The sequence below is a fragment of the Streptosporangium becharense genome, from assembly GCF_014204985.1.
GTDB lineage: Bacteria > Actinomycetota > Actinomycetes > Streptosporangiales > Streptosporangiaceae > Streptosporangium > Streptosporangium becharense.
This window is the reverse complement of the sequence record NZ_JACHMP010000001.1, coordinates 3,771,350-3,792,278: the sequence shown is the minus strand read 5'-3', so window position 1 is coordinate 3,792,278 and position 20,929 is coordinate 3,771,350. Positions and strand designations below refer to the sequence as shown.

Below are 20,929 nucleotides of genomic sequence, written 5' to 3'. Positions count from 1 at the left end.
CCGCCGCCCCGTCGAACCGGAAGCCGATGCCGCGCACGGTCGTGATGTAGGTGGGCCAGGTGGCATCGTCGGAGAGCTTGCGGCGCAGCCACGAGATGTGCATGTCCAAGGTCTTGGAGGGCCGCCAGCCGGTCCCCCACACCTCATGCATGATCTGCTCGCGGGTGACCACGACTCCGGCGTGATCGACCAGCAAGGCGAGCAACCGAAACTCCAGCAGCGTGAGACTCAGTTCCTCTTGCCCCTGCCAGACTCGACAGGCGCGCAGGTCGACACGGAGCGGCGGCGGGTCATCCATCGATCTTCCATTCGTGGTCGGAGCAGGCCGGCCACCAGGCGCGGCAGTCGGTCGCGGCGCCGTGGCTGACCCGAGCCCCATCACCGAAGGCGCACTTCGGGTAGGACTGCGCCCCGCCGTGGACGAGCTTGCGGAATCGGCAGTTGCCGCACCGGCGGCCGGGCGCTCGGTGATCGCCGTACGGCGCCGCCTCGGTGTGCAGGCGCAGCTTCGAGCCGGACACCGTGCCGAGCACCGTGGACAGCGGGTGCAGGCCAGCGGCGAGCATGGCGGCCTGCCGCCGGGTCCGGCGCACCGTCGGTGACTCCTTCGGCGGCTTGGGCTCGGGGGCGTCGGGCACGCCGAACAGCATCAGGTCCTCAGCCATCGCGGCCGTCCACTTGGACGGGCTCGGGCTGAGCGGTCGTGTTGCGGACCAGGCGCAGGCCGGTCGCCAGCTCACCGCCGGAGTCGTACGGCACCCGGTCGACCACGATGACGGGCAGCCGCTGAAGCCACATGCTGCGCACCTCCGCCGCCGTCGGGCCAGCGCCGAGCGTCCGTCGTGCCCGGTCGGCCAGTGCCGCGGCGGCCTCCATCGCCTCGTCGTCACCTACCGGCTCTTCCTCGAGGGCCGTAGTGCCGAGGATCCAGCGCAGGACCTTGTTCCACTCGGTGGCCTCGGTGACGTTCACGGTTCATCTCGCAGATCGGTATGGATGTAGCCGGGGGTGGCGTCGGCTGCTTCCTGGAGCGCCCGGCGGGCGTCGGCCGTGGCCAGCACCTCGTCACTCGGCGGGCCGAAGTGTGCGGCGAGGCTCTCGGCGCAGTGCTCGCAGATCAGCCAGCGCCGGGAAACCACACTGCTGTCGGCCTGCTTGGTCACGATCGTCAGGGCCGCGACTCCGTGGTGGATGTGGCCGATCATGAAGTCCCCTCGGGGGTGTTGTGCAAGAGGGCGGCCAAGCCCTGGGCGACGGTGTCCAGCTCGTGGTGCATCTCGGAGATCGTCAGCGAGGCGTTGCTGTTGACCCGGGCGGCGTAGTCCACCCAGTGGCGCAGGCCGGCGCGCAGCCGGGCCACCTCAACCTCGTGCAGCAGGCCACCGATGTGCTTGAGGGTGCTCTGGGTGAGCTGGAGCTGGCCGTCGTCGTCGAGTGTGCCCGAGGCGGTGCGCTGAAGGTACAGCGCCCGCTGGGCCTCGCGGATGTATCCCTCCTGGTCACGGCCGGGGATCTCACAGTGGGAGATGCGGACCTTCACCGAGGGGTCCTTGTCGGCGTCGGGCGCGGGCTGGGTGCGCTCGATATGCCGGAACTCGATGATGGCCAGGCGCGAGCACCCGGGCTTGTCGTAGATCGGCCGGATGTGCTCCTCCAGCGCGGCCGAGGCGGCGGCGCCCAGCTTGGAATCGAACTTCAGGGTGGTCACGGGTTGCCTTTCTGGGCGATCTCGTGAAGGCAGGGCTTGCACCAGGCCGACAGGCCATCGGCTGCGTGCTGGTTGCGGTACCAGCGGGTCAGTGGCCGGTCGGTGTCACAGCGCGGGCAGTGCTTGACGGGCTCGGGCTCCGGCTCGGGCGCGGGCTCGGGCGCGGGCTCGGGCGCGGGCTCGGGCGCGGGCTCGGGCGCGGGCTCGGGCTCGGGCGCGGGCTCGGGCGCGGGCTCGGGCGCGGGCTCCGGCTCGGGCGCGGGGGCGTCGACCACCACCGAGGGTGCCCGTCGCTCAGGGCGTCGCGGGACCGGGCCCGGCGGGGACTTCGGGATGGAGGTCAAGACGGAGCGTGCCCCGATGCCATGGGTACGACGGTGGGCGTCACGCTGAGCGCGAGTCGTCCCGCCCCAGATGCCGTCCACGTCGTAGGCGATGCCGTACGCGCGGCACGGCTCGACGATCGGGCAGCGTCGGCAGATCTGGAGGGCCGGCCCCGCCGAACCGCCGACCGGGAACCACAGCTCTGGGTCGTACCCCCGGCAGGCCGGGACGGCGGTGCGCATCATGGGATGCGCGACCGTGTCAGCACGGGAGCGACGGACGACGGTGGTCATGTGCCCACCCCCCAGACGCGGATGACGGCGCCGGGCTCGCCCAGCGCGTGCTCGTGGACGTGCGGGAAGGATTTGATCAGGCGGCCGTCGATCACCTGGGAGTCGTCGGCGTAGACCACGCCGGTCAGGGCGTCGCCGATCGCTCGGGCATAGTGGTCCCAGTCCGAGGAGGACCGGGTGATCGGCCACTCGGCGGTCGCGGTTCGCGGCTTGGCCACGGTGGCGACGGTCTCCAGCCGGACCGGGCCGAGCAGCTCGGCGTGCCGCTTGCGGACGACGTCGCATTGCAGGCACGGCGTGGTGCGGCCGAGGCCGACCCATTCGTGGCGGCCGAGGGCGTCGAGGGCGGCCCCGCGGATGCGTTCCCGCCAGTTCCGCAGCTCGCCGCCGTTGGCGTGGTAGCTCTTGCCGTGGGCGCCGGTCTTCAGGTTGCCCTGTCCGGCGGGAGTGCCCTTCACGGTGATGATGAGCAGCGGGGCCGTCATCGAGCCGCCTCCGGCCCCATGTCAGCGGCGGCCAGGATCACGAACCGGCCCATGACATGCGTAGGAGTGCAGCACGGCGATCCGCTGTCGGCGTTCGGGCAGCCGTTGGCGCACCACGCACACCGGCTCGTGTCCGGACAACCACCGTCGAGGGCCGCGGCCGTGCAGGTGGGGCCGCAGGCGCAGCAGACCGGGCGCGTCGCCGAGGCGGGGCACCACGGGTGAGGGTCAGCGCACGCGTGCACTCCGAGGACGGTGACCCCGCCGGGCTGGTAAGCGCCGACAGCGATACCCATGGCGAGTGCCGAGAGCACGCCCGTCGCCGTCTTGCCCGTGCCGAACATCATCTGGTCGGCCTTACCGGCGATCAGGTCGGCGGCGCCCGCGACACGCTCACGTCGTTGCTCGAACGTCGTGCCACGCAGTGCGGCGATGTTCAGTGGCACCAGGGTGGCGAGCGCTTCCCGCAGACTGGCGGAGGTGTCAGCATCCAGGGGCGCTGTCATGCCGTCACCGCCATTGCCTTGCGCACGTTGCCCGCAGCCCGGCGTTCCTCGCGGCAGATCCGGCAGATGATCTGCTGCTTCGGTTTGCCGCCCCGCATCGTGTGCTTGACGTACGACGTCTCCGATGTCCGCTCGTGGCCGGCCGGGCAGTGCGTGGCCGGTTCCGCGCGGCGCCGGTCACGGCCCCACGGCCTGGACGGTGTCTCTCCCTCGTGCCACCACTGCTTGAAGCGGAGTCTTCCGGCGCGGGCGATCACGTGCACGGCGGTCGAGGTCTTGCCGAGCGCCTGTGCGGCGGCGGCCACGCTGCCGTGAACGGCGAGAGCGGCCAGCGCTTCCTGTTGGCCCGCGGTGAGCATGGGCCAGATCTGTTCGAGGGCCAGGCGCTCGACGATGCCGCCCTCCGGGCTGGAGGTGTGCAGTGAGGCGGCGTCCCCCCAGTACTTCCGGAAGGAGCTGCGGGTCGTCCCCTTGTACCGGATCCGGTCACGGCCGTGGTGGCGAGCCTGGTCGGCGTTGGTCTTGGCGATGGCGTTCCAGCCCGCCGAGATGAGGTCGCCGACGGTGGGCCGCTCGGCTGCGGCGTACAGCTCCAGGGCGATGGCCGACCAGGCGATCTCATACCGCTCGGCGGGCTCGAAGGTGTGGAGCCCGACCTGCCGTGACAGGGCCATGCGGGCGATGCGGTCGAGGTCAGCGACCACGTAGCCCCAGCGCAAGCCGTCGCGACAATCGATCACCGGGGTCTCCGGCTCCGGCGTCGGGTCGTCGCGCGGCGGGTAGTACGTGAGCTGGGTCATGCTCCGGCCTCCACTGCCTGCTCCGGGATGGGCTGCTGGTGGCGGTGCCACCTGCGGTGGTCGCCGGCGTCTTTCGCGGCCCGGGTCTTGGTGACGCGCGGTTCGCCCTTCCAGCGCCTGCCCTCCAGGGCGGTACAGCCCTCGGTGCGGCACACGGCCCGAGCACGGCCACCGCTGACCAGCTCGATCGCAACGATGATCCGGGGCGGCATCAGGCGCTCCTCTCAGGGGCCGGGGCAGGGGCGTAGCGGGTACAGCCGGTGGCCGCGCACCCGGTGCGGCGGGTGCCGTCGAGCTGGTGAGCGGTGACGGCCGCTCCGCACACGCAGGGCGGGCGGCTGTCGAGGGCGGCCCGGCGCGCGGCGTACTCGGCGCGGCCGTTACCGTCGCCCAGGGCCGGGGCTGGCGGCTTCAGGGCCTCGACCGGACGCCAGCCGTGACCACGGACGATCGCCACCAGGTCGGCGGCGAGGATGTCCGGGGCGGTGCCCGCGGTCTCGCGCAGCCGCCGGGCGAAGACGCCGACGAGGCGGCGGGCGTCGTGCTCGAGCGGATCGCTCATCACGCCCCCCTGGCCAGCTCGTCGGGGTCGGCGCCCAGGTGAGCCAAGGTGCGTTCCCAGGCGGCCTGGTCCTGCTCGGTCCACGGCCGGTCGTCGGTGGCCGACGCCGCCGGGCAGTCGTCGGGCTCCTGGCCGCAGCAGGGGCAGGCGTCGCCCAGGCGGACGTCCAGCTCCAGACGCCGGAGCGCGGCGCGCAGTTCTGGGATGTGCTGGTGGCCGAGGAAGCGTTCCTCCTCGATGACCATCCGGGCATAGCGGGTCAGCGCCCCGGAGCCGTACCCGGCGCCCAGGGCATCGCGGGCCAGGGCGGCGAGGTGCTTGCGGACCCAGCCGGGCGCGGCCCGGTAGCGCGGGATGGCGCGAATCACCCGGCGAGCGAGGAGGTCTTCCGGTTGCGCCGCAGGCGCCCTCTCGCGCGTGCGCGCGTTACGGCGCGTAAGACCGCCTACGGCGGTAACCGGAGAACCCTGCTTCCTGCCACCTGCTACATGCCCCCTGCTACCTGCCACATAAGAAAGCGCTGACTCGTCGGAGTCCCGCGCGGACTCGTCTGCGCGCGGCGCTGACTCGCCCGCATCCGGCTCGGACAGGTGCGCGCCACCGGGCGGAGGATCCTCGGGACCGGCTATCGCGGGCGGCGGTGCGGGCAGCCGGCTCGGGACCTTGGCCGCTTCGAGCCGCTGGTGGTTGGCCAGCTTCGGCAGGAACAGGTACGGGTCGTCATCGACGACATAGGGCCGGACGCGCCCGGACGCGGCCAGCTCGCCGAGAAGCCTCTCGATCGCCTTCTCGTCAATGTCGTCGTCATACGGCAGGCACGCGCCCTTGATCCACCGCGGATCGCCGAGCACACGGCCGTGCTCGTCGGCCTGGTTCCACAGCGCGATGTACAACAGACGGGCGTCACGGGAGTGCTGCCGAGCGAGCTTGCGGTCCGACCAGAACTCAGGCTTGACACTTCGGATACGCGGCATCAGGCGCTCTCCTCCAGCAGGTAGGTCTCCAGCTCCACGCCGCGCGCCTCCAGCGCCTCGGCGACCGTGGCCGCGCCGGTCTCGTCCAGGAGGGCCACGAGCCGACGGGCCGTCGCGATCGTGATGCGCTCGGAGCCGATCCGGACCTCGGAGCCGTTGATCACATCCAGCAGGTCCTCGCGCGTCATGTCGGGGTAGAACGTCCCCTGCCAGTAGGTCCGGCCGTTGTCGGGATCGCGTCGGCGCAGGGACATGACGGCCGAGCGCTTGACCACCCGTCCGCCGTGGCGGGTGCTCACCACCTGGCGGGCTCGGTCCCATCCTTTGAACCGCCTGTGATGACCCTCGCGGACGTCGGCGTCGAGGACGTAACCGGCCCAGGTCCGATGGGCCTGGACGGCGTCCTGGAGCAGCCTGTGCATCCGCTCCTTGATCTCGTGCGCCGGTCGCTGCTCGCCGTTGTCGTCGTATCCGGCCTCGTGGAGCAGCGCGTCGTACTCGGCGCGTTCTTCCGGCGAGAGCATCCGGTAGATGTCACTCACTTCTCCCCCTTGATCACGCGCAGGCCCGGCCCGCGTCGTTCGCCGACGTCCCGTGTCCACGCCGCCAGGCGGTCGTGCGCCGCGGTGATGGCCGTCCACATGTCCTCGTCGCACAGCTCGGCCACGCGGGCGGCGTCGAGCTTGGGCAGGCCGTCGTTGAGCTGGACGATCAGGCGGAACGTCTCCTTGCGCAGCCGCGCGGCCTGCACGTCGGCCGACCCCTGGACGTACTCGGCCAGGGCTTGGTCCACCTTCCGGGAGGCCGGTTCCACGGCGGCCCCGGTGACCTTCACCTCGCCGAGTGCCTGGCGGGCGACCTCGCGCACCGGCTCGGGAACGGGAACCTCGGTCCTGCCCTGACGGACGACGCCGCGCTCGGCGACATCACGGATCCGGTCCACCTTGTCGAGCGTCGAGCCCGAGTAGCCGGTGCCGATCGCAGCGACCTTGCTCGTCTCGCGTGCCTTTCGGGACGCTTCCCCCAACCTGGGGGAAGCGTTGGGCCTGCCTGGTGCCGTCTGTCCATGCGCCTTGCGCCCTTCCGCCTTCGGCGCCAGCACTCGCGCTCGCCGCTCACGTGCCCGGCTGGCCTCGTACGGCGTGAGCGGCTTGCGGCAGGTGTTCTCGTCGGCCTCCGCCTTCAGCACGTCGGCCGCCGTCGCGAGATCCACGATCGTCACGGGGACCTCGCCCCAGTCGAGTAGGCGCACCGCCGCCAGGCGCCGGCCGCCTGCGACCAGCTCCCGGGCCTCGGTGATGACAACCGGGTGAAGCAGGCCCACGGCGGCGATGGAGTCCGCGAGTTCGTCCAGGTCGCCGAGGTCCGTACGGTCCCGCTCGCCGAGCGTGATGGCGTCCACGGAGACCCTCATTCGCCTCTCCCGTCCGGCGGCGTCGAGTACAGCCGGTGCAATGCGGTGATCAGCCCAGTCAGCAGTTCACCCCTGGTGGGAGGCTTGCGATCCGGGCGCAGACGTTCGGTGGCCAGGTCCCGGCCGCGACGGTCGTACTCGTCCATCCCGCCTCGCTCTGCTGCACGGCCTTCGTGCTCGCGGCGGATCTGCCGGGGGGTCAGCCCTCCCCACATGCCGTACCGCTCGCCTCGTTCGATGGCGTAAGCGCGGCACTGCCTCCAGACCGGGCATCGGGCGCACACCTGCCGAGGCTTGGCGTAGGCGCGTCTTTCAGCTCCCGCGCCACCCCGCATGTCGTCGAAGGCGGGGAAGAAGATGTCGGGATCCTCGACGTACTTGCAGACGGCCCGCTCCCGCCAGGTCTCTCCCCGGGGACTGTCGAGACCCCATGCGCCGAAGCGGTCACGCTGTCTCATCTGGCCTCCCTGGTGTAGGGGGGTTCCGCCACGGCCCCCGAGCCGCGGCGGAACCCCGGCCCGGCCGGGTGGCGTCGCGCACGCCATCCGGCCGGGGGCGTGGGTCCAAGCCCGGGACCCCCCAGCACCCGGGCCTGGACGCATGGGTGCCCGCCTCGCCCCCACCCCCCAGAAAGGGCGAGGCGGGCACGGCCCGGCGGCGGTGGCGCGGTGCCGCCGCCGGGCTTCCCGCCCGGCCGCCCGAGGGTGAGCGGCGGGCGGGTCTCACCACGGCCGGAGCTGGGCTCATACGGCTGCGTGGCGAGTCTGGATCTGGTCATGACCGGGCCTTCTCCGCAGCATCGAGGGCTCGGAGAAGCTGGCCCCATGAAGAGCTGAGCACACTGAGGCGCCCGGTCTCACAGTTGCTCACGGCAGTGCCGCTGAGTCCTGCCAGCTCGCCCAGCTTCTCCTGGGTCAACCCGAGCGCCTGGCGCCGTCGGCGCAGCGCGGCCCCCTTCTTCGGCTGGTGGATCGCTTCGGCGTTGAGCTGCACGTCCACGGCACGGACCTGGATCGGCCGCAGTTCGGGGATGTCCACCCCAACCTGCCCGGCAGTCCAGCGCTCGACGAAGCCGAGCACTTTCTCCACCGACGGCCGGCCGGTGAACTCCCAGGTGACGGTCAGCCGCAGCCCTTCAGGCTCGCTCATGACGGCCGCCGGAAGATGCCGAGCAGGCCGCGCCTGATGGGTGTCTCCTCCTCGGGCTTGGCTTCCGCCGTCCCGGGGACCGGCGCGGGCTGCTCAACGACCGGGTCGGGAGCCGGTGTGGTCCTGGCCTGGTAGCGGTCCACCTCCAGGTCGGCGGCTAGGTGCAGCAACGCCGCTGTGATGTCGGTGGGCTTCTCCCTGGCGATCCGCCGTAGCTGGGCGGCGATGCCATACCGGTTCACGGCGCTCACCTCCCGCCGGTGGTGGGAGGATCCGCACGGTGCTGCGGCTCGGCCGTCTCGCCGGGCGGGGCGTCGGCCGACGTCTCGGTCTCCTCGCTCTCGCCGACGACCTCGCCCTCGAAGTCGAAGTCGGGCAGCTCGCTCTCGCCCGCCTCGTTCTCCCGGGACAGCAGCTCGACCAGCTCGGGCGACTGCGGCACCCAGTCGGCCAGTCTCCGAACTGCCGACTTGCGCCACATGGCGTCGAACTCGGTGTGCCAGGTGCTGGTGTACCAACCACCGTTCGGGTTCTCGGCGAAGCCTTCGGGGTCCTCGCGGCGGTGCTTCTCGGCCAGTGCGTACGCCTTGCTGTACTGGTCGCGGATCTCCTCGGCCTGCCGCCGGTTCAGCGTCACGATCTTCGACCGGCCACCGCCCCTGATCTCGGCGAAGGCGTAGACCAGCACGATCGAGCCGCGATCCTTGGCCGGGGCCAGCAGGTCGGGTTCATGCCAGAACCCGCCGCCGTCGCCGATCCGGTAGCTCCACTCGTCGTTCTCGTGGATGAACTCCGCCGTCACGTTCGTGACCTGGCTGGAGCGGTACATCAGCTCCACCAGGCCCTGCCACTGAGCGATGAACGTGGCCTGCTTGCCGTAGGGCACAACGGCGGCCTGCTTCGTGCCGGGCTCCAGTCCCAGACGCGCCGATTCCAGCAGCGCGGCCAGCAGGCTCTCCGGTGTGCAGTCCAGCAGCTTCGGCGTCTTCTGCACGGCCGTCAGCGCCATGCGCAGGAAGCGGTCCACGGTGACGTGCCGGGGCAGCGCCATCTCGAACTGGGGTCGCATCTGCTGGAAGAGCTGGCGGACGTCGCGGACCTTCGCCTTGACGGCCAGTTCCTTGTTCGCCTGCCGGTTGCCGGTCGCGCGCTGGGCGACCCGGCCTCTGAGGTTGGTGGTCATGATGATCCTCCGGGGGTACGGAGCACGCGGGCGCGGTGCCGCGTGTAGACGTCGGGCTTCTCAGCGGCCAGGCGCTCGCGGTCGATGGCCTTGACGAGGTGGACGTACTCGGCGGCCAGCTCCGGCTCGGCCTCGCGGAACCGGGCGGAGGCGAAGTTGCCGTTGCGGCGCCAGGAGTACAGCTCCCGGCCCGGTGCCAGCGCGACCTCGGCGACCTCGTTGGGGCCGAGCTTGGCCTTCAGCCGGTTCTCGATCCGGCCGAGGTCTCGCTTCAGCTCCTTGCGCTGCTCCTTGATCGCTTCACGCTCGGCAAGGAGGGCGTCGATCTCGGCGACCTCGGCCCCCGCGAAGAACTTCACCGCGTCGGGCTTCACGTCCCACAGATGGGACAGCAGCTCGTCCGTGGCCTCCAGATCGCCGGGGTCGGGCTCGACTCCGGCGAGCACGTGCCGCTCCCAGAACTCGCCGACCAGCGTGACAAGGTGGCCGATCAGCTCCTCGTCACGTGCGATGCGGAACCATGTCAGGTCGTCGTCGATCAGCCCGGCGACGTAGGCCGCCTCGTAACCGGTGACGGCCAGGTACCAGTGCGCTTGGAGGGCCGGGCCGTCCGGCGCCTCCTCGCCCTTCCAGTCCTCCCGGCGGGCGCTTCGCCATGTCCTGCTCTTGCACTCCAGGACGGCCGTGGCGTCGGGATAGCCGGGACCGAGCGGGATATCCGGGTGCGGCTCCGACCAGGCGGCCAGCGCGGACGACTCGACCACCAACCTGTCGCAGTTGGCGAGCATCCACGGCCGGTCGGTGTGCTGGAGCGTTCCCGGCGACTGGAGAACCTCGTGGCCGGACTCTTCGGCGAACAGCTCGGCCACGAGACTTTCTAGCTTGTGGCCGCGCCGGGCGGCCCGGTCCAGGCGCGGATCGCGGCGCTCGGCCAGTTCCCCGCGCTTGGACAGGTAGACGTGCAGCGGTCCCCGGTTGTGGTCCATGCCGAGGATCGCGGCCACATCGGAGCCACCGATGCCGGTCCGGCGAACCTCCAGCCAGTCCTCACGGGACAGGCCGGACGGGGCGAGCAGGCGCGCGGTGGGCGTGATCAGGCCGTTCATCGCGCCCCCACCAGGTGATCCCCGGCCATCAGGCCGATGGTGACGCAGGTAGCGGACTCCAGGTCCACGCCGTCCGGCGCGTCCGCGATCAGGCCGCCGAGGTGCGATGCAGTCCGCAGGGCGATCAGGCCGATCAGCGTGGCCTCGACGTCGGGGAACTCCATGCGCAACTCCTCGCCGATGTACGCGCCGAGGTCCTGCAAGGCGATACGTCTGGTCTCGGAGACTCCGGCGTTGTGCGCGGCCAGCGCCTCGCGGGTCTGGGTGACCCACTCCGGCCACAGCGGGGCGTAGCTCATCACCGACCGCCCTTCACCAGGGCACGGCGCAGGCGCAGCGCCCGGCGGCCGGCGCGCTTGACCAGGAGCAGGCCGCGTTGCGCGAGGGTCTGGCGGATGCGCCGCTCAGTGCGGGTGCCGCCGGTTCGCAACGGTGCCAGCCAGGCGTCGGGGTTCTGCTCTCGCCAGGTCGCGGCCCATTCGTCCAGGTGGCTGTCGTATCGGTGGCGGCCCATCAGCGGGCCCCCCTGCGGCTTCGGCGGTGCGTCTCCGGCGCTTCCATGAAGGCGGTCACCCGGGCGTCCAGTGCGGGGTCGTCCCCGCCCACCGGCTCGGCGGCGGGCGGCTCGGCGGTGGGTGAAGCCGGAATCGGCCCGGTGGTTTCCGGGGCCTGGGCGGTGGCGACCTGCTCGGCGGCCACCAGCTCGCGCTCCAGCTCGGCCAGATCCTTGTCCCAGAAGTCGGCCTGAGCGGCGATGGTCTCCGCCAGCAGCCGGGCCGCCCGGACGCGGGTGAGGTCGCCACGCGGGATCTGTACGCGCAGCGGCCCGATGTCCAGGCTGGACCAGCCGTCGTCCGACAGGGTCTTGCGAACCTGATCCGGTGTGATCTGCGTGTAGAGGTGGACGTTCAGAGGAAGACCCATCACAACTCCTTGGGGGTGTGGATCGGTTCACCGCGTTCGGCCAGGACCTGCTCGATCGCGTTCTTCAGCGACGGCCAGGGGTGGCCGAACTCGATGCCCCGGGCGTAGGTGTCTCGCAGGTAGCCGGTGCTGTGCCGCCGGGCCTCGTCGAGAAGGGCCTCGTCGAGGACATCGGGCTCCCCGGCCGACTGGACGGAGACGCGCTCGGCGGTGCTGCCGGTGAGGTGGTCGGCGATGCGCCGCAGGTCCTGGGCGATGGAGACCATGGCCAGCCGCTCGGCCTGCTCGGCACACGCGACGGCGCGGGCGGGCAGGTTGTAGATGACGGCTTCCATCGGGTCGCGGGTGGTGTGGTCGACCAGCCGTCCGACAGCGGCCACGAGGTTGTTCGCCATCTCCAGGGGGCCGGCCGGGACGTCGACCTTGGAATGGGGCGCGGCCATCACTCGCTCCGGCCGAGCGTCTTGCGGAGCGCGTCAGTCCGGGTGACCTTGTCGCGCGCCTTCTGCTCGTATTCGGCGGCGTACGGCTCGGGTTGGCCGGACCACAGGTTCACCCGCTCCTGCTCGTGCTCGCAGATCTTGTCCAGCTCGGCGAGGACGGTCTTCCGGGTGGCCCATGTCTCATCGAGGACGGGTGTGGTGCCCTCGTACACGCATGAGCTGACGTAGCCGTACACCGTGGTGATCGACAGGTGTGCCTTCCGGTCGTACCAGGCGGCCTTGTAGAAGACTCCGACCCGCCTGCGGCCCAGCTCGTCCACGATGTCGGTGTGCATGGAATGGCCGGTGCCCTGCCGCTTCCATCCCGGCGGGAGGGTCGCCTGCCGGAACAGCGGGTCGGACCGGTCGATCTCGCCGAGCGTGAAGCCGAGTGCGATCAAGTCCGCGTCGGTGCCGCCCAGGATCTCGACGGGGATGACCTCGCAGTCGCCCGCCGCCATCGCCGCCCCACCGGCGGCCTCCTGGGCTTCGATCGCGCCGGGGATGTGGACGCCGTGCACGGCCGGGATCGGGATGATCTCGTCTCGTGTGTTTCGGGGTCGGGTCATCGCGTGCCCTCCTCGCCGGTCGTGCGGTGGTCGGTGTGCGTGGGGGTTCCCATCACTGGGTCCTCCCTCGGGCGCGGATCTTGCGGAGCTGCGCGGGCCGCATCCAGCAGCCCGGCCGCTGGTCGTCCCACCGCACCCAGACCACGCCGGGGTCGGAGCTGTTGAGCAGCAGGTGCGGCGTGGGCCGGACACGGCGGTCGCGGGCGATCGGGTCGCGCAGCGGGCACGGGGTGATCACGCCGGTCGCGCCCGTCCCCCTGTGCTGGACGGCCGTCTGCTCGGGCCAGGTCTGGCGGATGTCGTCGAGGCGGCTCATCACTGGACGCGCTTCTGCTCGCCGAACGCCAGCAGCGACCGGACCTCGGCCTCGCGGTAGCGGCGGTGACCGCCCAGGGTGCGGACGGTGCTGAGCCTGCCCGCCTTCGCCCAGCGGGTCACGGTCTTGGGGTCGACGCGGAACATGGTCGCGACTTCGGCCGGAGTCAGCAGCGGCTCGATGGCGACAGGGTCGGGGGTGATGGTGATGGTGCCATCGGAGGCGATGGTCTTGATGCCCTTCATGGGGGCTCTCCTTCGGGGAGTGGTTCAGGAGTCGTCTCTGGCTGCTCCTATTCGCTGGCCGAGACTTTGTTGATCAGTTCGCGCACGTCACAGCCGAGGATCACGGCGAGGCGCCCCAGCAGTTCGGGGGAGGCGCTGCGCGTGCCGCCCTCCAGCTCGCTCATGTGCCCCTTGCTGATCTCCGCCGCGCGGGCGAGATCGACTGGTCGCATCCGGGCCGCGATCCGGGCGACCCGCAGGGCTTCCGGGTCCTGGTTGAGCGGTGCCCGGACGTGCTGCCGCCGGGGGCGCGAGCTGTGGTGCATGCTGTTGACATTAAGGCGAACTGTTCAAACTGTCTATAGCTTTCTTACAGTTTTTTCAGTGTCGCCAGCGAGCATCGAGAATCGCTGGCCAGGTCCCTCACCAGCCGTTACAGTTCGCCTTAGTTCGCACAGCGAAACACCGATCAGGCGAGGGACCGATGACCACACCGCAGATGCCCGAACCACCGCCGGAGGCGGTGCTTGTCCGGCGCGTCCGCAAGGCGAAACGGCTGTCCATTCCGCAGACCGCGCAAGCCGCCGGGATCAGCGCGGCCAGGCTGAGCCAGATCGAGAACGGCTACGAGACGAAGAAGGGGCAGTACGTGCCGGTGACCGCGCCGGCCGGAACGCTCGCGCACATCTGGGCCGCCCTGGAGATCGCGCCGGAGCGCCTGGCGGAGGTGGGACGTGACGATGCGCTGGGGATCCTTGCCGAGATCCACGCCGCCGACCACGTCGCGCAGGTGGCGCCGGCCCCGACGGTCGAGACGTGGAGGCAGCGCATTCTGGAGATCGAAGAGTTGTCCCAGAGCGAGCGCCAGGCCGTGATCACGCTGATCGAGGCGATGCGCTCAATCCAGCCGCAGGGCAACAACGGGAATGGAGAGACGCAGGCTCATTCCGCCTGATCATTTAATGATCATCATGCATAACGATCTGGTAGCGAACGCCTGAAAATGGCAATTGAACGTTAAATGGGGGGAACATCGGTTTCACGTGGGCGCCTGGGAAGCACACTGCACGTCCGTCGCACTATGCACAAAGGTGTGTACTCCATGCAACCCCCCAACGAAGAGATCCTGGATGTTATCCAAAGGCGTGTCCGCCGCATCACCGCCCTGTCCACCTGGCAGGAACGCGCCACCAGCTCCATCGTCACCATGGGAGCGGAACTCCAGCAGGCTCAAGAAGCCCTCGCCCGAGCCCAGGAGCTGATCGTCATTCAGCAACGGGCACTGGGCATCGACCCGTCCGATCCACCGCCTGAGCACCTCGTCGCCGCCTGGCGCACCGGGAGCCCCCGCTACGTCCCGGTGCGAGTGGAGGTCGACGGAGCGGACGTCACGCTCATCATGCGCGGTCCGGCCCGAGCCGCCGACCCGGTGCGGGAGTTCCACGACTGGCAAGAACTCAAACGTATCTGGAAGGAGGTTCACCACGAGATACGGAGCGGCACATGACGCACGTCATCCGCTACCGGGAGTTACCCAAGGACGTCGCCGTACAGATCGGCAAGCAGGAGCACGGCATCACGGTGATCGTCGTGAACTCCACCCTGCCGCACGATGAGCAGCGGGCCGCGGTCGCCGCGGCGCTTCGCCCCGACCGTCCTCTCGGCGCCCTGCCCTTACCTGTGCTGCTGCTGACGGCCGAGCGGCTGCGCGACCTGCTGTGGGCGCCGGTCGTCACCACCGCGACGTCCACGGCCGCCGCCGTAAGCATCTGCAGAGCGGTCATCCTGGGCGCACCCGAGCCGCGACCGGGCGACCGCCCCCCGCCCGTCGCTGTGGCCCCCGCCGAGGCGGCTCCCACCGCACAGTCCACCAGGCGCCCGTCACCGACGATCCGCTCACCCCGCCGGATCCCGGTGTCACCGGCACCGGATGCGGGCCGCTCCAGCCCTTCGTCTCCGGGCCGGTGGCCACAGCCGTCACCACCTCCGGATTCGCGGCCCACCACCTCCGCGCCGAGTCCGCACGCCGAGCCCACCACCTCGGCACCGACTCAGCGTGCCGAGCCGACCATGACGCCGAGCCCGCGCACCACGTCCACGGCCGAACTCCCGCCCGAGACCAGCGATCAACCGGCGCAGCAGCCGGCTGAACCTTCGGCACACCCGTCATCCGACACTCCGGAGGCCGACAAGCCCCTGGAGAACATCACCGCAGAGACCAGGGAAGCGGTGGGAGAGGTGGCGGGAAGCCTGAGGGACACCGTGCAGAGCACGGTGGAGGACGTAGAAGGCGTGCTCGGCGGCGTGACGGGAGTGCTCCTCCCGTCACGCTAGTTCTCCACAGGTTCGAGTCGGACACTGGCAGGGCCCAGCTCCGGGCCCTGCCACATGGCCGGGAACGCAGTCACCCGGACGCTCTCCGATCGGCCGCCCTCAGCCTGTCCAGCCATGTGTCGATCTCGCTCTGCCAGGCGACCAGACGGCGGCCCTGCTTCCACAGCGGCGGAGCGTCGGGGCCGCCCCGATGCCGCAGGTATCGGAGTGTGCTCTCCGGACGTCGGGTGTACTCGGCGATCTCGGGCATCAGCATGAGCCTGTCGTCGGCTGCCATGCCCCCTCCCTTCCTTCCCGGCCTGCCCGGCGTTCTCCGCTGGGCTGTCGCGCTGGCCAACGTCAACCGTGGTCTATCGGACACAGCCAACGCAGACCATCAAGACTAGAGGAAACTGAAAGAACTAGTGGACACTCATTCGCCATCCTGTTAAGTTCGCCCTAGTTCCTCTAGTCCCCCAGCAAGGAGAGGGAATGAAACGTGCAGGGGTGGTGAAGAAGCGGTGCGGCTGCCGCGACCCACAGACGAGAAAGCAGCTCGGCGACCGCTGCCCTCAACTGCGGGTGCACCTCAAGGACCGCAAGGGCGAACCCAAGCTCGGTAAGGACGGTCAGCCTCAGTGGCGCTGGAACTCCGGCCACGGCGCTTGGTGGGCTCGCTACAGCGCGCCGCCCGGCCCGGACGGCAAGCGCCGCCAGCCCTGGCTCGGCCCCTTCGACACCGAAGAGGAGGCGGCCAAGGCCCTGCGCAAGGCACTCACCGTTCTCGACGAGGGCGGCATCGCCCCCGACCGGAGCCTGACCTTCGGCGCCTACCTGGACCAGTGGGTGAAGGGCAAGAAGTCACTCAAGGACTCCACCCTGGAGTCCTACATCGAGACCGTCGAGCTGTACGGCAAACCGGGCCTCGGCCACCTCAAGCTTGGCGAAGTCAACGATCAGCACCTCAGCCAGCTCTACACGGCCATCGGGCAGATCAACAATCTTCCCGAGGGGGAGCGGCTGTCGGAGATGCTCCGCCGGCTACTGGCGGCCCGCGCGCTCGCGCCGAAGCTCCGCCTGGAGGACGGGGAGACACCGGGGCTCAAGCGCAAGAAGCCCTTGTCCGTCTCCCGCATCCACCGCATCCACCGGGTGCTGTCCTCCGCGCTCGGTACGGCGGCCAAGACCAAGAAGATCCCCCACAACCCGGCCCAGTACGTGGAGCTGCCACGTCTGCCCAAGCGCCGGCCGCTGGTGTGGACACCCGAGCGGGTCGCCCGGTGGGAGGAGACCGGGAAGGTCCCGGGCAAGGTCATGGTCTGGACGCCGGAGCTGTGCGGCCGGTTCCTCGACGTCGTCGAGGAGCGCGGGGAGCGCCTGTACTCGCTGTACCACCTCACGGCCACGCGCGGTCTGCGCCGCGGTGAGGTGTGCGGTGCCCGGTGGGAGGACACCGACCTGAGTGGCGCGAAGACCCTGAGCCTGCTGGAGTCCGACGACGAGGACGACGACGGCCTGAAGTCCGATCCGTCCTGGCGGACCATCGCTCTGGACGACTCCAACATCAAGCTGTTGAAGGCGTGGCGCGCGACCCAGCGGCGCGAGCGCCTGGCGGCCGGTGCCGACTGGATCGACAGCGGGCTGATCTACGCCGCCGAGGACGGGTCGGCGCTGCGCGAGGAGTACGTCTCCGAGCGGTTCACGGCCATCGTGAAGGCCGCGGGCCTGCCGCCGATCCGCTTCCACGATCTCCGGCACTGCGCGGCCACGCTGATGCTCGCCGCCGGGGTGGATATGAAGGTGGTCTCTGCCACACTGGGTCACGCCCGCTACAGCTTCACCGCCGACGTCTACACCTCGGTCGTGCCGGAGGTCTCCCGGGCGGCTGCCGAGGCGACGGCCGCGATCATCCCGAGAAAGAAGACGCAATGAGCCCGTGAAACCGCCTTGTGCTCACCTTGTGCTCACGTCAGTCCTGAACAGCAAAACAGGGGCTCCCTCCGGAAGATCCTTCCGGAAGAAACCCCTGGTCACAGCGGAGGCTCGGGGATTTGAACCCCGGATGGGCGGTAAACCCAAACCGCATTAGCAGTGCGGCGCCATAGACCTGACTAGGCGAAGCCTCCTGGTTGCCGTGTGGCTCAGCACAGAGTACCGGCCATCCGGCGAGGCGGCAAAGCGGTTGGCGATCGAGTCGCGGGTGGGGGTGATGGAAGGGTTGTCCACAGGCGGTGGATAACTCGATCCACATCTGTGGACAAACCTGCGACTTCCCAGCCGAGGAGGGTGGGGGGCCTGTGGATTCCCATTTCCCGAGACATGTCATCTCGACGGGTGATCGCCCGAAGGTCCCTCCACGCAGGGAAGGGGCATGGAGGGACCGAGCCGCCGTGACCCGCCGGGCCGAAGCTCCCTCAGTGAGGGGAAGGGACACGGCCGACAGTCGCCGCAACATCTCCGAGGGCCGAAGGGTCCTCCGCGGGGAAGGGACCCTCCGGCGATCGAACGATCAGGCGCGGTTGGCCTCGCCCTCGATCTCGATCTTGATCTTCTTGCCGACCAGGACGCCACCGGTCTCCAGAGCCTGGTTCCAGGTCAGGCCGAACTCCTCCCGGTCGATCTCGGCCGAGATCGAGAAGCCCCACAGCTCCTGACCCCACGGGTTGGTGCCGGCGCCGCCGTACTCGACGGTGATCTCGACCGGCTTGGTGATGTCACGGACCGTGAGGTCACCGAGCACGGTGAACGTGTCACCGGAGTGGCTGACGACGCGGGTGCTGCGGAAGGTCAGCTCGGGGTACTTCTCAGCGGAGAGGAAATCGTCGCTGCGGAGGTGGCCGTCGCGGTCGGCGACTCCGGTGTTGATGCTCTCGGTCTGGATCGTGAGCTCGGCGGAGGACTCCAGCGGGTTCTCGGCGATGGTGACGCTGCCGGAGAACTTCTCGAAGTGACCGCGGACCTTGCTCACCATCATGTGCTTGACGACGAAGCCGATCCGGGTGTGGGCGGCGTCGAGGGTGAAGGTGCCGGGGGTGGGGATCTGGAGGTTCTCCCAGGTCCGAGTGCTCATGATCTGCTCCCGAAGAGGTACTTGCCGTGCGGATGCTTGCGTCAACAGATTTCTACATGAGGAATATTCCTCACGTCAACTACCGTCGGATACAGTATGAGTGTGATCCCCTTTGACGATTCCCGGCTGACCGCAATGGGCCTCCTGGCGGAGGCGTACACCGGCATCGCGGTGAAGACGCACCGGTCGTTCGCGACGGCGGGGCTCTCAGAGATCGACTTTGAGACCCTGATCAGACTGGCGCGCTCACCGGGGGGACGCCTGCGCATGAGCGATCTCGCCGCCCAGACGAGCCTGTCGACGAGTGGGATGACCCGGGTCGTCGACCGCCTGGAACGCGAGGGCCTGGTGGCGAGGCAGTCATGCTCCACCGACCGGCGAGCCTCCTACGCGGCCATCACCCCGGCGGGCACCGACCGGCTCAGTGGTGTCATCCCGCAGCACCTGGCCGACATCGAGACCTGGTTCACCGGGCTCCTCACGCCCGAACAGCTCAGCGCCTTCCTGGACGCTCTCCGGACCATCAGGGACGCCGTCCGGCCGTGCGCCACCGCAGGTGCGGAGTCGGCCCTACCCGACACCGGCCGGCGGTGCGACGACACCGGCGCGGAGACCACCCGCTCCGGGTGAGCGATCCGCCGTACCGGGGCGACACCTGAAGCCTGCCGTACCGGAAGCGCCGCCCGATCCGCCGTACCCGCAGGGGACCCGGCTCGCCGTACCGGGGCGTCGGGGCTGCCACCCGGGCGTCAGGTCTGCGGTTCCAGGTGACGGGGGCGGGGCTCAGCCAGGACGAGGTCGCCGCGGAGTTTCGCCATCGCGCGCGAGACGGTGCTCTTGACCGTCCCGACACTGATGCCCAGGGTCGTGGCGATCTCCGATTCGCTCATGTCCTCGTAGTAACGCAGCACGATCGCGGTGCGCATCCGGGCCGGCAGCCGGTCGAGGGCCTGCTCGACCTGCTCGGGCAGGTGGGCCAGGCCGTCGGCGAGCACCGGCTCTGGAATCTCCTCCGACGGGTACTCCTCCAGCTTGCGCCGGCGCCACCAGGAGATGTTGATGTTGACCATCGCCCGGCGCACGTAGCAGTCCAGGGCCGAGCGGTCCTGGATGCGATCCCAGGCGAGGTAGGTCTTCACCAGGGCCGCCTGGAGCAGGTCCTCGGCATCGCTGGCATGCCCGGTGAGCCGGTAGGCGGCGCGCAGCAGAGCCGGGCCACGTGCAACGACGTACTCCCGGAATTCCTCGTGGGTTCCGCCGGTCACCGCCATCACCAGCCTGCGCTCCGAGTGCGTAACGTGGTCAGAATCGCAGCCTGAGCTCATAGTGTGGCTGAACCGGAATCTATGTTTCATCCCGTCAACGGCAAAGATCGGCTTCGATGGGCGGCAGGGCGTACAAGAACCATTAGGGGCTGTTTTGCTCGCAGATGGGGGCCGATGCCTTCTACGTGGGAGAGAAACTTTCATACCTGGTCGGAGACCTGGCGTCATTATTGGCCGAGCGACCAGCGACAGGCCACGAAGCATGTGACGCTGGCTGCGACAGCTCGCAGAACCTGGGGAGCGACGATGCCCTATCGCAGCGCCGATCGCCGCCGCACGCTGGCGGCGGCCGCGCTCGGCCGGACCGTGCAGGAACCCGGGCCGGTCTCCGAGGAGGGTGAGTCCTTCCGCGCGATCAGCGGCACGGTCGTCGACGTCAGCCCGCACCTGGTCGTCCTCGACACCCAGGACGGCCGTGAGGAGCGGCTGGTGATCGCGCCGTGGGCGACCGCCTGGCGCGGTGAGGTCGTCAACCCCGCGGACCTCCCCGCAGGCTCCAATGTGATCGTCAAGGCGTTGCGGTCGGGCCGGGTCGTGGATCGGATCTGGGCGGACATCACCCGGATCACCGGGGTCATCCAGTCCGTCGGCACCGAGGGCAAGGACCGCACCCTGGAGCTGTACTGCGGCCCGCACCGGGGGCGGCGCACGATCGTCGTCCCCTACCGCGCCTCGGGGCGGCTGCAGGTCCGGCATCCTAAGTTCGAGCCCGGCTACCTCTTCGACGCCATCGGGGTACGCGAGGACGGGGTCTCGTACGCGAGGTTGCCGGCCACCTCCCAGCCGCCCTACCGCTGGACCGCGGTGCCCCCGTCGCCGACCGGCTACGGCGGCGCGCAGTCGCGGATCTCGGGCACCGCGACCTGGGCCGACACCTTCGACGCGGAGGAGCAGGGGGTGGCCTACCCCATGCTGGAGCGCGCGGACGCGGCCTGCGACGACACGGGGATCTCCTGCACCGGGCTGCCCTACCTCGCGCTGGGCTCGATGGTCAACGTGCGCAACGTGTGCTCCGGACGCACGTCGGTGCTGCCGGTCGTGGCGTGCGGATGCATGGCCGGCCGGTTCTGCGACCGGTGCCTGGAATGCGGCACCTCCCCCCGCGGCCGGATCGTGGAGCTGTCGCCGAGGTCCTTTGTGGAGCTCGGCGGCGACCTGACCGCGGGATGCTTCAACGTCCGGGTCGGAATGGGGTGACACAG

Annotated in this window: 35 protein-coding genes, 1 tRNA gene and 1 pseudogene; 6 read left to right on the top strand and 31 right to left on the bottom strand. The window is 70.0% G+C overall.

The features are described from left to right. Window positions 1–10: 10 nt before the first annotated feature. The 27 genes and pseudogenes from F4562_RS36365 to F4562_RS16450 all read right to left on the bottom strand — a co-directional run. Window positions 11–334 (bottom strand): annotated as a pseudogene (locus F4562_RS36365) (winged helix-turn-helix domain-containing protein); the annotation flags it as partial. Further along, window positions 291–665, bottom strand: coding sequence for a hypothetical protein (locus tag F4562_RS16575; RefSeq protein WP_184547577.1), 375 nt, complete (start codon window positions 663–665; stop codon window positions 291–293). The gene F4562_RS16575 and the pseudogene F4562_RS36365, both read right to left, overlap by 44 nt. Next, entirely contained in the window at window positions 658–972 is a 315-nt protein-coding gene (locus tag F4562_RS16570; RefSeq protein ID WP_184547579.1) for a hypothetical protein, read from the bottom strand. The genes F4562_RS16575 and F4562_RS16570 overlap by 8 nt, the downstream gene beginning before the upstream one ends. Then, window positions 969–1,205 carry a hypothetical protein gene (locus tag F4562_RS16565; protein ID WP_184547581.1) on the bottom strand — a complete coding sequence of 79 codons (237 nt, stop codon included), beginning with the start codon at window positions 1,203–1,205 and terminating at the stop codon, window positions 969–971. Before F4562_RS16565 ends, F4562_RS16570 begins: the two co-directional genes overlap by 4 nt. Continuing rightward, window positions 1,202–1,708, bottom strand: coding sequence for a hypothetical protein (locus tag F4562_RS16560; protein ID WP_184547583.1), 507 nt, complete (start codon window positions 1,706–1,708; stop codon window positions 1,202–1,204). Before F4562_RS16560 ends, F4562_RS16565 begins: the two co-directional genes overlap by 4 nt. Then, the gene (locus F4562_RS35005) at window positions 1,705–2,325 is read right to left on the bottom strand and encodes a WhiB family transcriptional regulator (RefSeq protein ID WP_246473453.1); all 621 of its coding nucleotides are present in this window, start codon (window positions 2,323–2,325) and stop codon (window positions 1,705–1,707) included. The genes F4562_RS16560 and F4562_RS35005 overlap by 4 nt, the downstream gene beginning before the upstream one ends. After that, window positions 2,322–2,810: a RusA family crossover junction endodeoxyribonuclease gene (locus F4562_RS16550; protein ID WP_184547585.1), complete on the bottom strand. Its 489-nt coding sequence runs from the start codon at window positions 2,808–2,810 to the stop codon at window positions 2,322–2,324. The genes F4562_RS35005 and F4562_RS16550 overlap by 4 nt, the downstream gene beginning before the upstream one ends. Beyond that, window positions 2,807–3,316, bottom strand: coding sequence for a hypothetical protein (locus F4562_RS16545; protein WP_184547587.1), 510 nt, complete (start codon window positions 3,314–3,316; stop codon window positions 2,807–2,809). Before F4562_RS16545 ends, F4562_RS16550 begins: the two co-directional genes overlap by 4 nt. Beyond that, a complete protein-coding gene (locus F4562_RS16540; RefSeq protein ID WP_184547589.1) occupies window positions 3,313–4,116 on the bottom strand; it encodes a hypothetical protein in 804 nt (267 codons plus the stop codon). The genes F4562_RS16545 and F4562_RS16540 overlap by 4 nt, the downstream gene beginning before the upstream one ends. Then, complete coding sequence (locus F4562_RS16535) at window positions 4,113–4,328, bottom strand: hypothetical protein (RefSeq protein WP_184547591.1); 216 nt, start codon at window positions 4,326–4,328, stop codon at window positions 4,113–4,115. Before F4562_RS16535 ends, F4562_RS16540 begins: the two co-directional genes overlap by 4 nt. Then, a complete protein-coding gene (locus F4562_RS16530) occupies window positions 4,328–4,678 on the bottom strand; it encodes a hypothetical protein (RefSeq protein WP_184547593.1) in 351 nt (116 codons plus the stop codon). Before F4562_RS16530 ends, F4562_RS16535 begins: the two co-directional genes overlap by 1 nt. Continuing rightward, on the bottom strand, window positions 4,678–5,652 hold the full coding sequence (locus tag F4562_RS16525; protein ID WP_184547595.1) for a hypothetical protein: 975 nt from the start codon (window positions 5,650–5,652) through the stop codon (window positions 4,678–4,680). Before F4562_RS16525 ends, F4562_RS16530 begins: the two co-directional genes overlap by 1 nt. Next, on the bottom strand, window positions 5,652–6,194 hold the full coding sequence (locus F4562_RS16520) for a hypothetical protein (RefSeq protein ID WP_184547597.1): 543 nt from the start codon (window positions 6,192–6,194) through the stop codon (window positions 5,652–5,654). Before F4562_RS16520 ends, F4562_RS16525 begins: the two co-directional genes overlap by 1 nt. Then, window positions 6,191–7,066, bottom strand: coding sequence for a ParB N-terminal domain-containing protein (locus F4562_RS16515; RefSeq protein WP_184547599.1), 876 nt, complete (start codon window positions 7,064–7,066; stop codon window positions 6,191–6,193). The genes F4562_RS16520 and F4562_RS16515 overlap by 4 nt, the downstream gene beginning before the upstream one ends. Continuing rightward, window positions 7,063–7,524, bottom strand: a complete 462-nt coding sequence (locus tag F4562_RS16510) for a WhiB family transcriptional regulator (protein WP_184547601.1) — start codon at window positions 7,522–7,524, stop codon at window positions 7,063–7,065. Before F4562_RS16510 ends, F4562_RS16515 begins: the two co-directional genes overlap by 4 nt. Window positions 7,525–7,840: 316 nt before the next feature. Beyond that, on the bottom strand, window positions 7,841–8,215 hold the full coding sequence (locus F4562_RS16505) for a helix-turn-helix domain-containing protein (protein ID WP_184547603.1): 375 nt from the start codon (window positions 8,213–8,215) through the stop codon (window positions 7,841–7,843). Then, window positions 8,212–8,457 carry a hypothetical protein gene (locus tag F4562_RS16500; protein ID WP_184547605.1) on the bottom strand — a complete coding sequence of 82 codons (246 nt, stop codon included), beginning with the start codon at window positions 8,455–8,457 and terminating at the stop codon, window positions 8,212–8,214. Before F4562_RS16500 ends, F4562_RS16505 begins: the two co-directional genes overlap by 4 nt. A gap of 5 nt (window positions 8,458–8,462) precedes the next feature. After that, on the bottom strand, window positions 8,463–9,398 hold the full coding sequence (locus tag F4562_RS16495) for a recombinase RecT (protein WP_184547607.1): 936 nt from the start codon (window positions 9,396–9,398) through the stop codon (window positions 8,463–8,465). Then, window positions 9,395–10,504: a YqaJ viral recombinase family nuclease gene (locus F4562_RS16490; protein ID WP_184547609.1), complete on the bottom strand. Its 1,110-nt coding sequence runs from the start codon at window positions 10,502–10,504 to the stop codon at window positions 9,395–9,397. The genes F4562_RS16495 and F4562_RS16490 overlap by 4 nt, the downstream gene beginning before the upstream one ends. Further along, window positions 10,501–10,803, bottom strand: a complete 303-nt coding sequence (locus tag F4562_RS16485; RefSeq protein WP_184547611.1) for a hypothetical protein — start codon at window positions 10,801–10,803, stop codon at window positions 10,501–10,503. Before F4562_RS16485 ends, F4562_RS16490 begins: the two co-directional genes overlap by 4 nt. Next, complete coding sequence (locus F4562_RS16480; RefSeq protein ID WP_184547613.1) at window positions 10,803–11,018, bottom strand: hypothetical protein; 216 nt, start codon at window positions 11,016–11,018, stop codon at window positions 10,803–10,805. The genes F4562_RS16485 and F4562_RS16480 overlap by 1 nt, the downstream gene beginning before the upstream one ends. Then, window positions 11,018–11,428, bottom strand: a complete 411-nt coding sequence (locus tag F4562_RS16475) for a hypothetical protein (RefSeq protein WP_184547615.1) — start codon at window positions 11,426–11,428, stop codon at window positions 11,018–11,020. The genes F4562_RS16480 and F4562_RS16475 overlap by 1 nt, the downstream gene beginning before the upstream one ends. Continuing rightward, window positions 11,428–11,871, bottom strand: a complete 444-nt coding sequence (locus tag F4562_RS16470; protein ID WP_184547617.1) for a hypothetical protein — start codon at window positions 11,869–11,871, stop codon at window positions 11,428–11,430. Before F4562_RS16470 ends, F4562_RS16475 begins: the two co-directional genes overlap by 1 nt. After that, window positions 11,871–12,479: a hypothetical protein gene (locus tag F4562_RS16465; RefSeq protein ID WP_184547618.1), complete on the bottom strand. Its 609-nt coding sequence runs from the start codon at window positions 12,477–12,479 to the stop codon at window positions 11,871–11,873. The genes F4562_RS16470 and F4562_RS16465 overlap by 1 nt, the downstream gene beginning before the upstream one ends. Before the next feature lie 52 nt (window positions 12,480–12,531). Continuing rightward, window positions 12,532–12,795: a hypothetical protein gene (locus tag F4562_RS16460; RefSeq protein ID WP_184547619.1), complete on the bottom strand. Its 264-nt coding sequence runs from the start codon at window positions 12,793–12,795 to the stop codon at window positions 12,532–12,534. Beyond that, on the bottom strand, window positions 12,795–13,040 hold the full coding sequence (locus F4562_RS16455; protein WP_246473452.1) for a BldC family transcriptional regulator: 246 nt from the start codon (window positions 13,038–13,040) through the stop codon (window positions 12,795–12,797). The genes F4562_RS16460 and F4562_RS16455 overlap by 1 nt, the downstream gene beginning before the upstream one ends. A 47-nt stretch (window positions 13,041–13,087) precedes the next feature. Continuing rightward, window positions 13,088–13,345 carry a helix-turn-helix domain-containing protein gene (locus F4562_RS16450; RefSeq protein ID WP_184547621.1) on the bottom strand — a complete coding sequence of 86 codons (258 nt, stop codon included), beginning with the start codon at window positions 13,343–13,345 and terminating at the stop codon, window positions 13,088–13,090. Window positions 13,346–13,503: 158 nt separating this feature from the next. On the opposite strand from F4562_RS16450, the gene F4562_RS16445 reads away from it, so the two are divergent. The 3 genes from F4562_RS16445 to F4562_RS16435 all read left to right on the top strand — a co-directional run bounded on the left by F4562_RS16445 (window position 13,504) and on the right by F4562_RS16435 (window position 15,353). After that, window positions 13,504–13,974 carry a helix-turn-helix domain-containing protein gene (locus F4562_RS16445; protein ID WP_184547623.1) on the top strand — a complete coding sequence of 157 codons (471 nt, stop codon included), beginning with the start codon at window positions 13,504–13,506 and terminating at the stop codon, window positions 13,972–13,974. Between the two features lie 147 nt (window positions 13,975–14,121). Further along, window positions 14,122–14,526 (top strand): hypothetical protein, encoded by a 405-nt coding sequence (locus tag F4562_RS16440; RefSeq protein WP_184547625.1) that lies wholly within the window; start codon window positions 14,122–14,124, stop codon window positions 14,524–14,526. Continuing rightward, on the top strand, window positions 14,523–15,353 hold the full coding sequence (locus F4562_RS16435; RefSeq protein ID WP_184547626.1) for a hypothetical protein: 831 nt from the start codon (window positions 14,523–14,525) through the stop codon (window positions 15,351–15,353). Before F4562_RS16440 ends, F4562_RS16435 begins: the two co-directional genes overlap by 4 nt. 70 nt (window positions 15,354–15,423) lie before the next feature. On the opposite strand, the gene F4562_RS16430 is transcribed toward F4562_RS16435, so the two are convergent. Further along, window positions 15,424–15,630 carry a helix-turn-helix transcriptional regulator gene (locus tag F4562_RS16430; RefSeq protein ID WP_221207836.1) on the bottom strand — a complete coding sequence of 69 codons (207 nt, stop codon included), beginning with the start codon at window positions 15,628–15,630 and terminating at the stop codon, window positions 15,424–15,426. 194 nt (window positions 15,631–15,824) lie between these two features. Here F4562_RS16430 and F4562_RS16425 point away from each other — a divergent pair, with 194 nt between their 5' ends. Beyond that, on the top strand, window positions 15,825–17,264 hold the full coding sequence (locus F4562_RS16425) for a site-specific integrase (protein WP_184547627.1): 1,440 nt from the start codon (window positions 15,825–15,827) through the stop codon (window positions 17,262–17,264). Window positions 17,265–17,368: 104 nt separating this feature from the next. Here the strand turns inward: F4562_RS16425 and F4562_RS16420 are convergent. Together F4562_RS16420 and F4562_RS16415 are read right to left on the bottom strand one after the other, a co-directional pair. Beyond that, window positions 17,369–17,458, bottom strand: a tRNA-Ser gene (locus F4562_RS16420). Window positions 17,459–17,841: 383 nt separating this feature from the next. After that, complete coding sequence (locus F4562_RS16415) at window positions 17,842–18,402, bottom strand: YceI family protein (RefSeq protein WP_184547628.1); 561 nt, start codon at window positions 18,400–18,402, stop codon at window positions 17,842–17,844. Between the two features lie 96 nt (window positions 18,403–18,498). Between F4562_RS16415 and F4562_RS16410 the strand changes: the two genes are divergently transcribed. Beyond that, on the top strand, window positions 18,499–19,032 hold the full coding sequence (locus F4562_RS16410) for a MarR family winged helix-turn-helix transcriptional regulator (RefSeq protein ID WP_184547629.1): 534 nt from the start codon (window positions 18,499–18,501) through the stop codon (window positions 19,030–19,032). 119 nt (window positions 19,033–19,151) lie between these two features. Here F4562_RS16410 and F4562_RS16405 read toward each other — a convergent pair whose 3' ends face one another. Beyond that, window positions 19,152–19,673: a SigE family RNA polymerase sigma factor gene (locus F4562_RS16405; RefSeq protein ID WP_246474090.1), complete on the bottom strand. Its 522-nt coding sequence runs from the start codon at window positions 19,671–19,673 to the stop codon at window positions 19,152–19,154. Between the two features lie 300 nt (window positions 19,674–19,973). Between F4562_RS16405 and F4562_RS16400 the strand changes: the two genes are divergently transcribed. Next, complete coding sequence (locus F4562_RS16400; RefSeq protein ID WP_184547630.1) at window positions 19,974–20,924, top strand: hypothetical protein; 951 nt, start codon at window positions 19,974–19,976, stop codon at window positions 20,922–20,924. Window positions 20,925–20,929 lie beyond the last annotated feature (5 nt).

Excerpts from the sequence above, each read along its gene's own strand:
- F4562_RS16575 (WP_184547577.1), bottom strand. The coding sequence starts at position 665 with ATGGCTGAGGACCTGATGCTGTTCGGCGTGCCCGACGCCCCCGAGCCC.
- F4562_RS16565 (WP_184547581.1), bottom strand. The coding sequence starts at position 1,205 with ATGATCGGCCACATCCACCACGGAGTCGCGGCCCTGACGATCGTGACC.
- F4562_RS35005 (WP_246473453.1), bottom strand. The coding sequence starts at position 2,325 with ATGACCACCGTCGTCCGTCGCTCCCGTGCTGACACGGTCGCGCATCCC.
- F4562_RS16550 (WP_184547585.1), bottom strand. The coding sequence starts at position 2,810 with ATGACGGCCCCGCTGCTCATCATCACCGTGAAGGGCACTCCCGCCGGA.
- F4562_RS16545 (WP_184547587.1), bottom strand. The coding sequence starts at position 3,316 with ATGACAGCGCCCCTGGATGCTGACACCTCCGCCAGTCTGCGGGAAGCG.
- F4562_RS16540 (WP_184547589.1), bottom strand. The coding sequence starts at position 4,116 with ATGACCCAGCTCACGTACTACCCGCCGCGCGACGACCCGACGCCGGAG.
- F4562_RS16535 (WP_184547591.1), bottom strand. The coding sequence starts at position 4,328 with ATGCCGCCCCGGATCATCGTTGCGATCGAGCTGGTCAGCGGTGGCCGT.
- F4562_RS16530 (WP_184547593.1), bottom strand. The coding sequence starts at position 4,678 with ATGAGCGATCCGCTCGAGCACGACGCCCGCCGCCTCGTCGGCGTCTTC.
- F4562_RS16525 (WP_184547595.1), bottom strand. The coding sequence starts at position 5,652 with ATGCCGCGTATCCGAAGTGTCAAGCCTGAGTTCTGGTCGGACCGCAAG.
- F4562_RS16515 (WP_184547599.1), bottom strand. The coding sequence starts at position 7,066 with ATGAGGGTCTCCGTGGACGCCATCACGCTCGGCGAGCGGGACCGTACG.
- F4562_RS16510 (WP_184547601.1), bottom strand. The coding sequence starts at position 7,524 with ATGAGACAGCGTGACCGCTTCGGCGCATGGGGTCTCGACAGTCCCCGG.
- F4562_RS16505 (WP_184547603.1), bottom strand. The coding sequence starts at position 8,215 with ATGAGCGAGCCTGAAGGGCTGCGGCTGACCGTCACCTGGGAGTTCACC.
- F4562_RS16495 (WP_184547607.1), bottom strand. The coding sequence starts at position 9,398 with ATGACCACCAACCTCAGAGGCCGGGTCGCCCAGCGCGCGACCGGCAAC.
- F4562_RS16490 (WP_184547609.1), bottom strand. The coding sequence starts at position 10,504 with ATGAACGGCCTGATCACGCCCACCGCGCGCCTGCTCGCCCCGTCCGGC.
- F4562_RS16485 (WP_184547611.1), bottom strand. The coding sequence starts at position 10,803 with ATGAGCTACGCCCCGCTGTGGCCGGAGTGGGTCACCCAGACCCGCGAG.
- F4562_RS16480 (WP_184547613.1), bottom strand. The coding sequence starts at position 11,018 with ATGGGCCGCCACCGATACGACAGCCACCTGGACGAATGGGCCGCGACC.
- F4562_RS16475 (WP_184547615.1), bottom strand. The coding sequence starts at position 11,428 with ATGGGTCTTCCTCTGAACGTCCACCTCTACACGCAGATCACACCGGAT.
- F4562_RS16470 (WP_184547617.1), bottom strand. The coding sequence starts at position 11,871 with ATGGCCGCGCCCCATTCCAAGGTCGACGTCCCGGCCGGCCCCCTGGAG.
- F4562_RS16465 (WP_184547618.1), bottom strand. The coding sequence starts at position 12,479 with ATGACCCGACCCCGAAACACACGAGACGAGATCATCCCGATCCCGGCC.
- F4562_RS16460 (WP_184547619.1), bottom strand. The coding sequence starts at position 12,795 with ATGAGCCGCCTCGACGACATCCGCCAGACCTGGCCCGAGCAGACGGCC.
- F4562_RS16455 (WP_246473452.1), bottom strand. The coding sequence starts at position 13,040 with ATGAAGGGCATCAAGACCATCGCCTCCGATGGCACCATCACCATCACC.
- F4562_RS16450 (WP_184547621.1), bottom strand. The coding sequence starts at position 13,345 with ATGCACCACAGCTCGCGCCCCCGGCGGCAGCACGTCCGGGCACCGCTC.
- F4562_RS16445 (WP_184547623.1), top strand. The coding sequence starts at position 13,504 with ATGACCACACCGCAGATGCCCGAACCACCGCCGGAGGCGGTGCTTGTC.
- F4562_RS16440 (WP_184547625.1), top strand. The coding sequence starts at position 14,122 with ATGCAACCCCCCAACGAAGAGATCCTGGATGTTATCCAAAGGCGTGTC.
- F4562_RS16435 (WP_184547626.1), top strand. The coding sequence starts at position 14,523 with ATGACGCACGTCATCCGCTACCGGGAGTTACCCAAGGACGTCGCCGTA.
- F4562_RS16430 (WP_221207836.1), bottom strand. The coding sequence starts at position 15,630 with ATGGCAGCCGACGACAGGCTCATGCTGATGCCCGAGATCGCCGAGTAC.
- F4562_RS16425 (WP_184547627.1), top strand. The coding sequence starts at position 15,825 with ATGAAACGTGCAGGGGTGGTGAAGAAGCGGTGCGGCTGCCGCGACCCA.
- F4562_RS16415 (WP_184547628.1), bottom strand. The coding sequence starts at position 18,402 with ATGAGCACTCGGACCTGGGAGAACCTCCAGATCCCCACCCCCGGCACC.
- F4562_RS16410 (WP_184547629.1), top strand. The coding sequence starts at position 18,499 with ATGAGTGTGATCCCCTTTGACGATTCCCGGCTGACCGCAATGGGCCTC.
- F4562_RS16405 (WP_246474090.1), bottom strand. The coding sequence starts at position 19,673 with ATGGCGGTGACCGGCGGAACCCACGAGGAATTCCGGGAGTACGTCGTT.
- F4562_RS16400 (WP_184547630.1), top strand. The coding sequence starts at position 19,974 with ATGCCCTATCGCAGCGCCGATCGCCGCCGCACGCTGGCGGCGGCCGCG.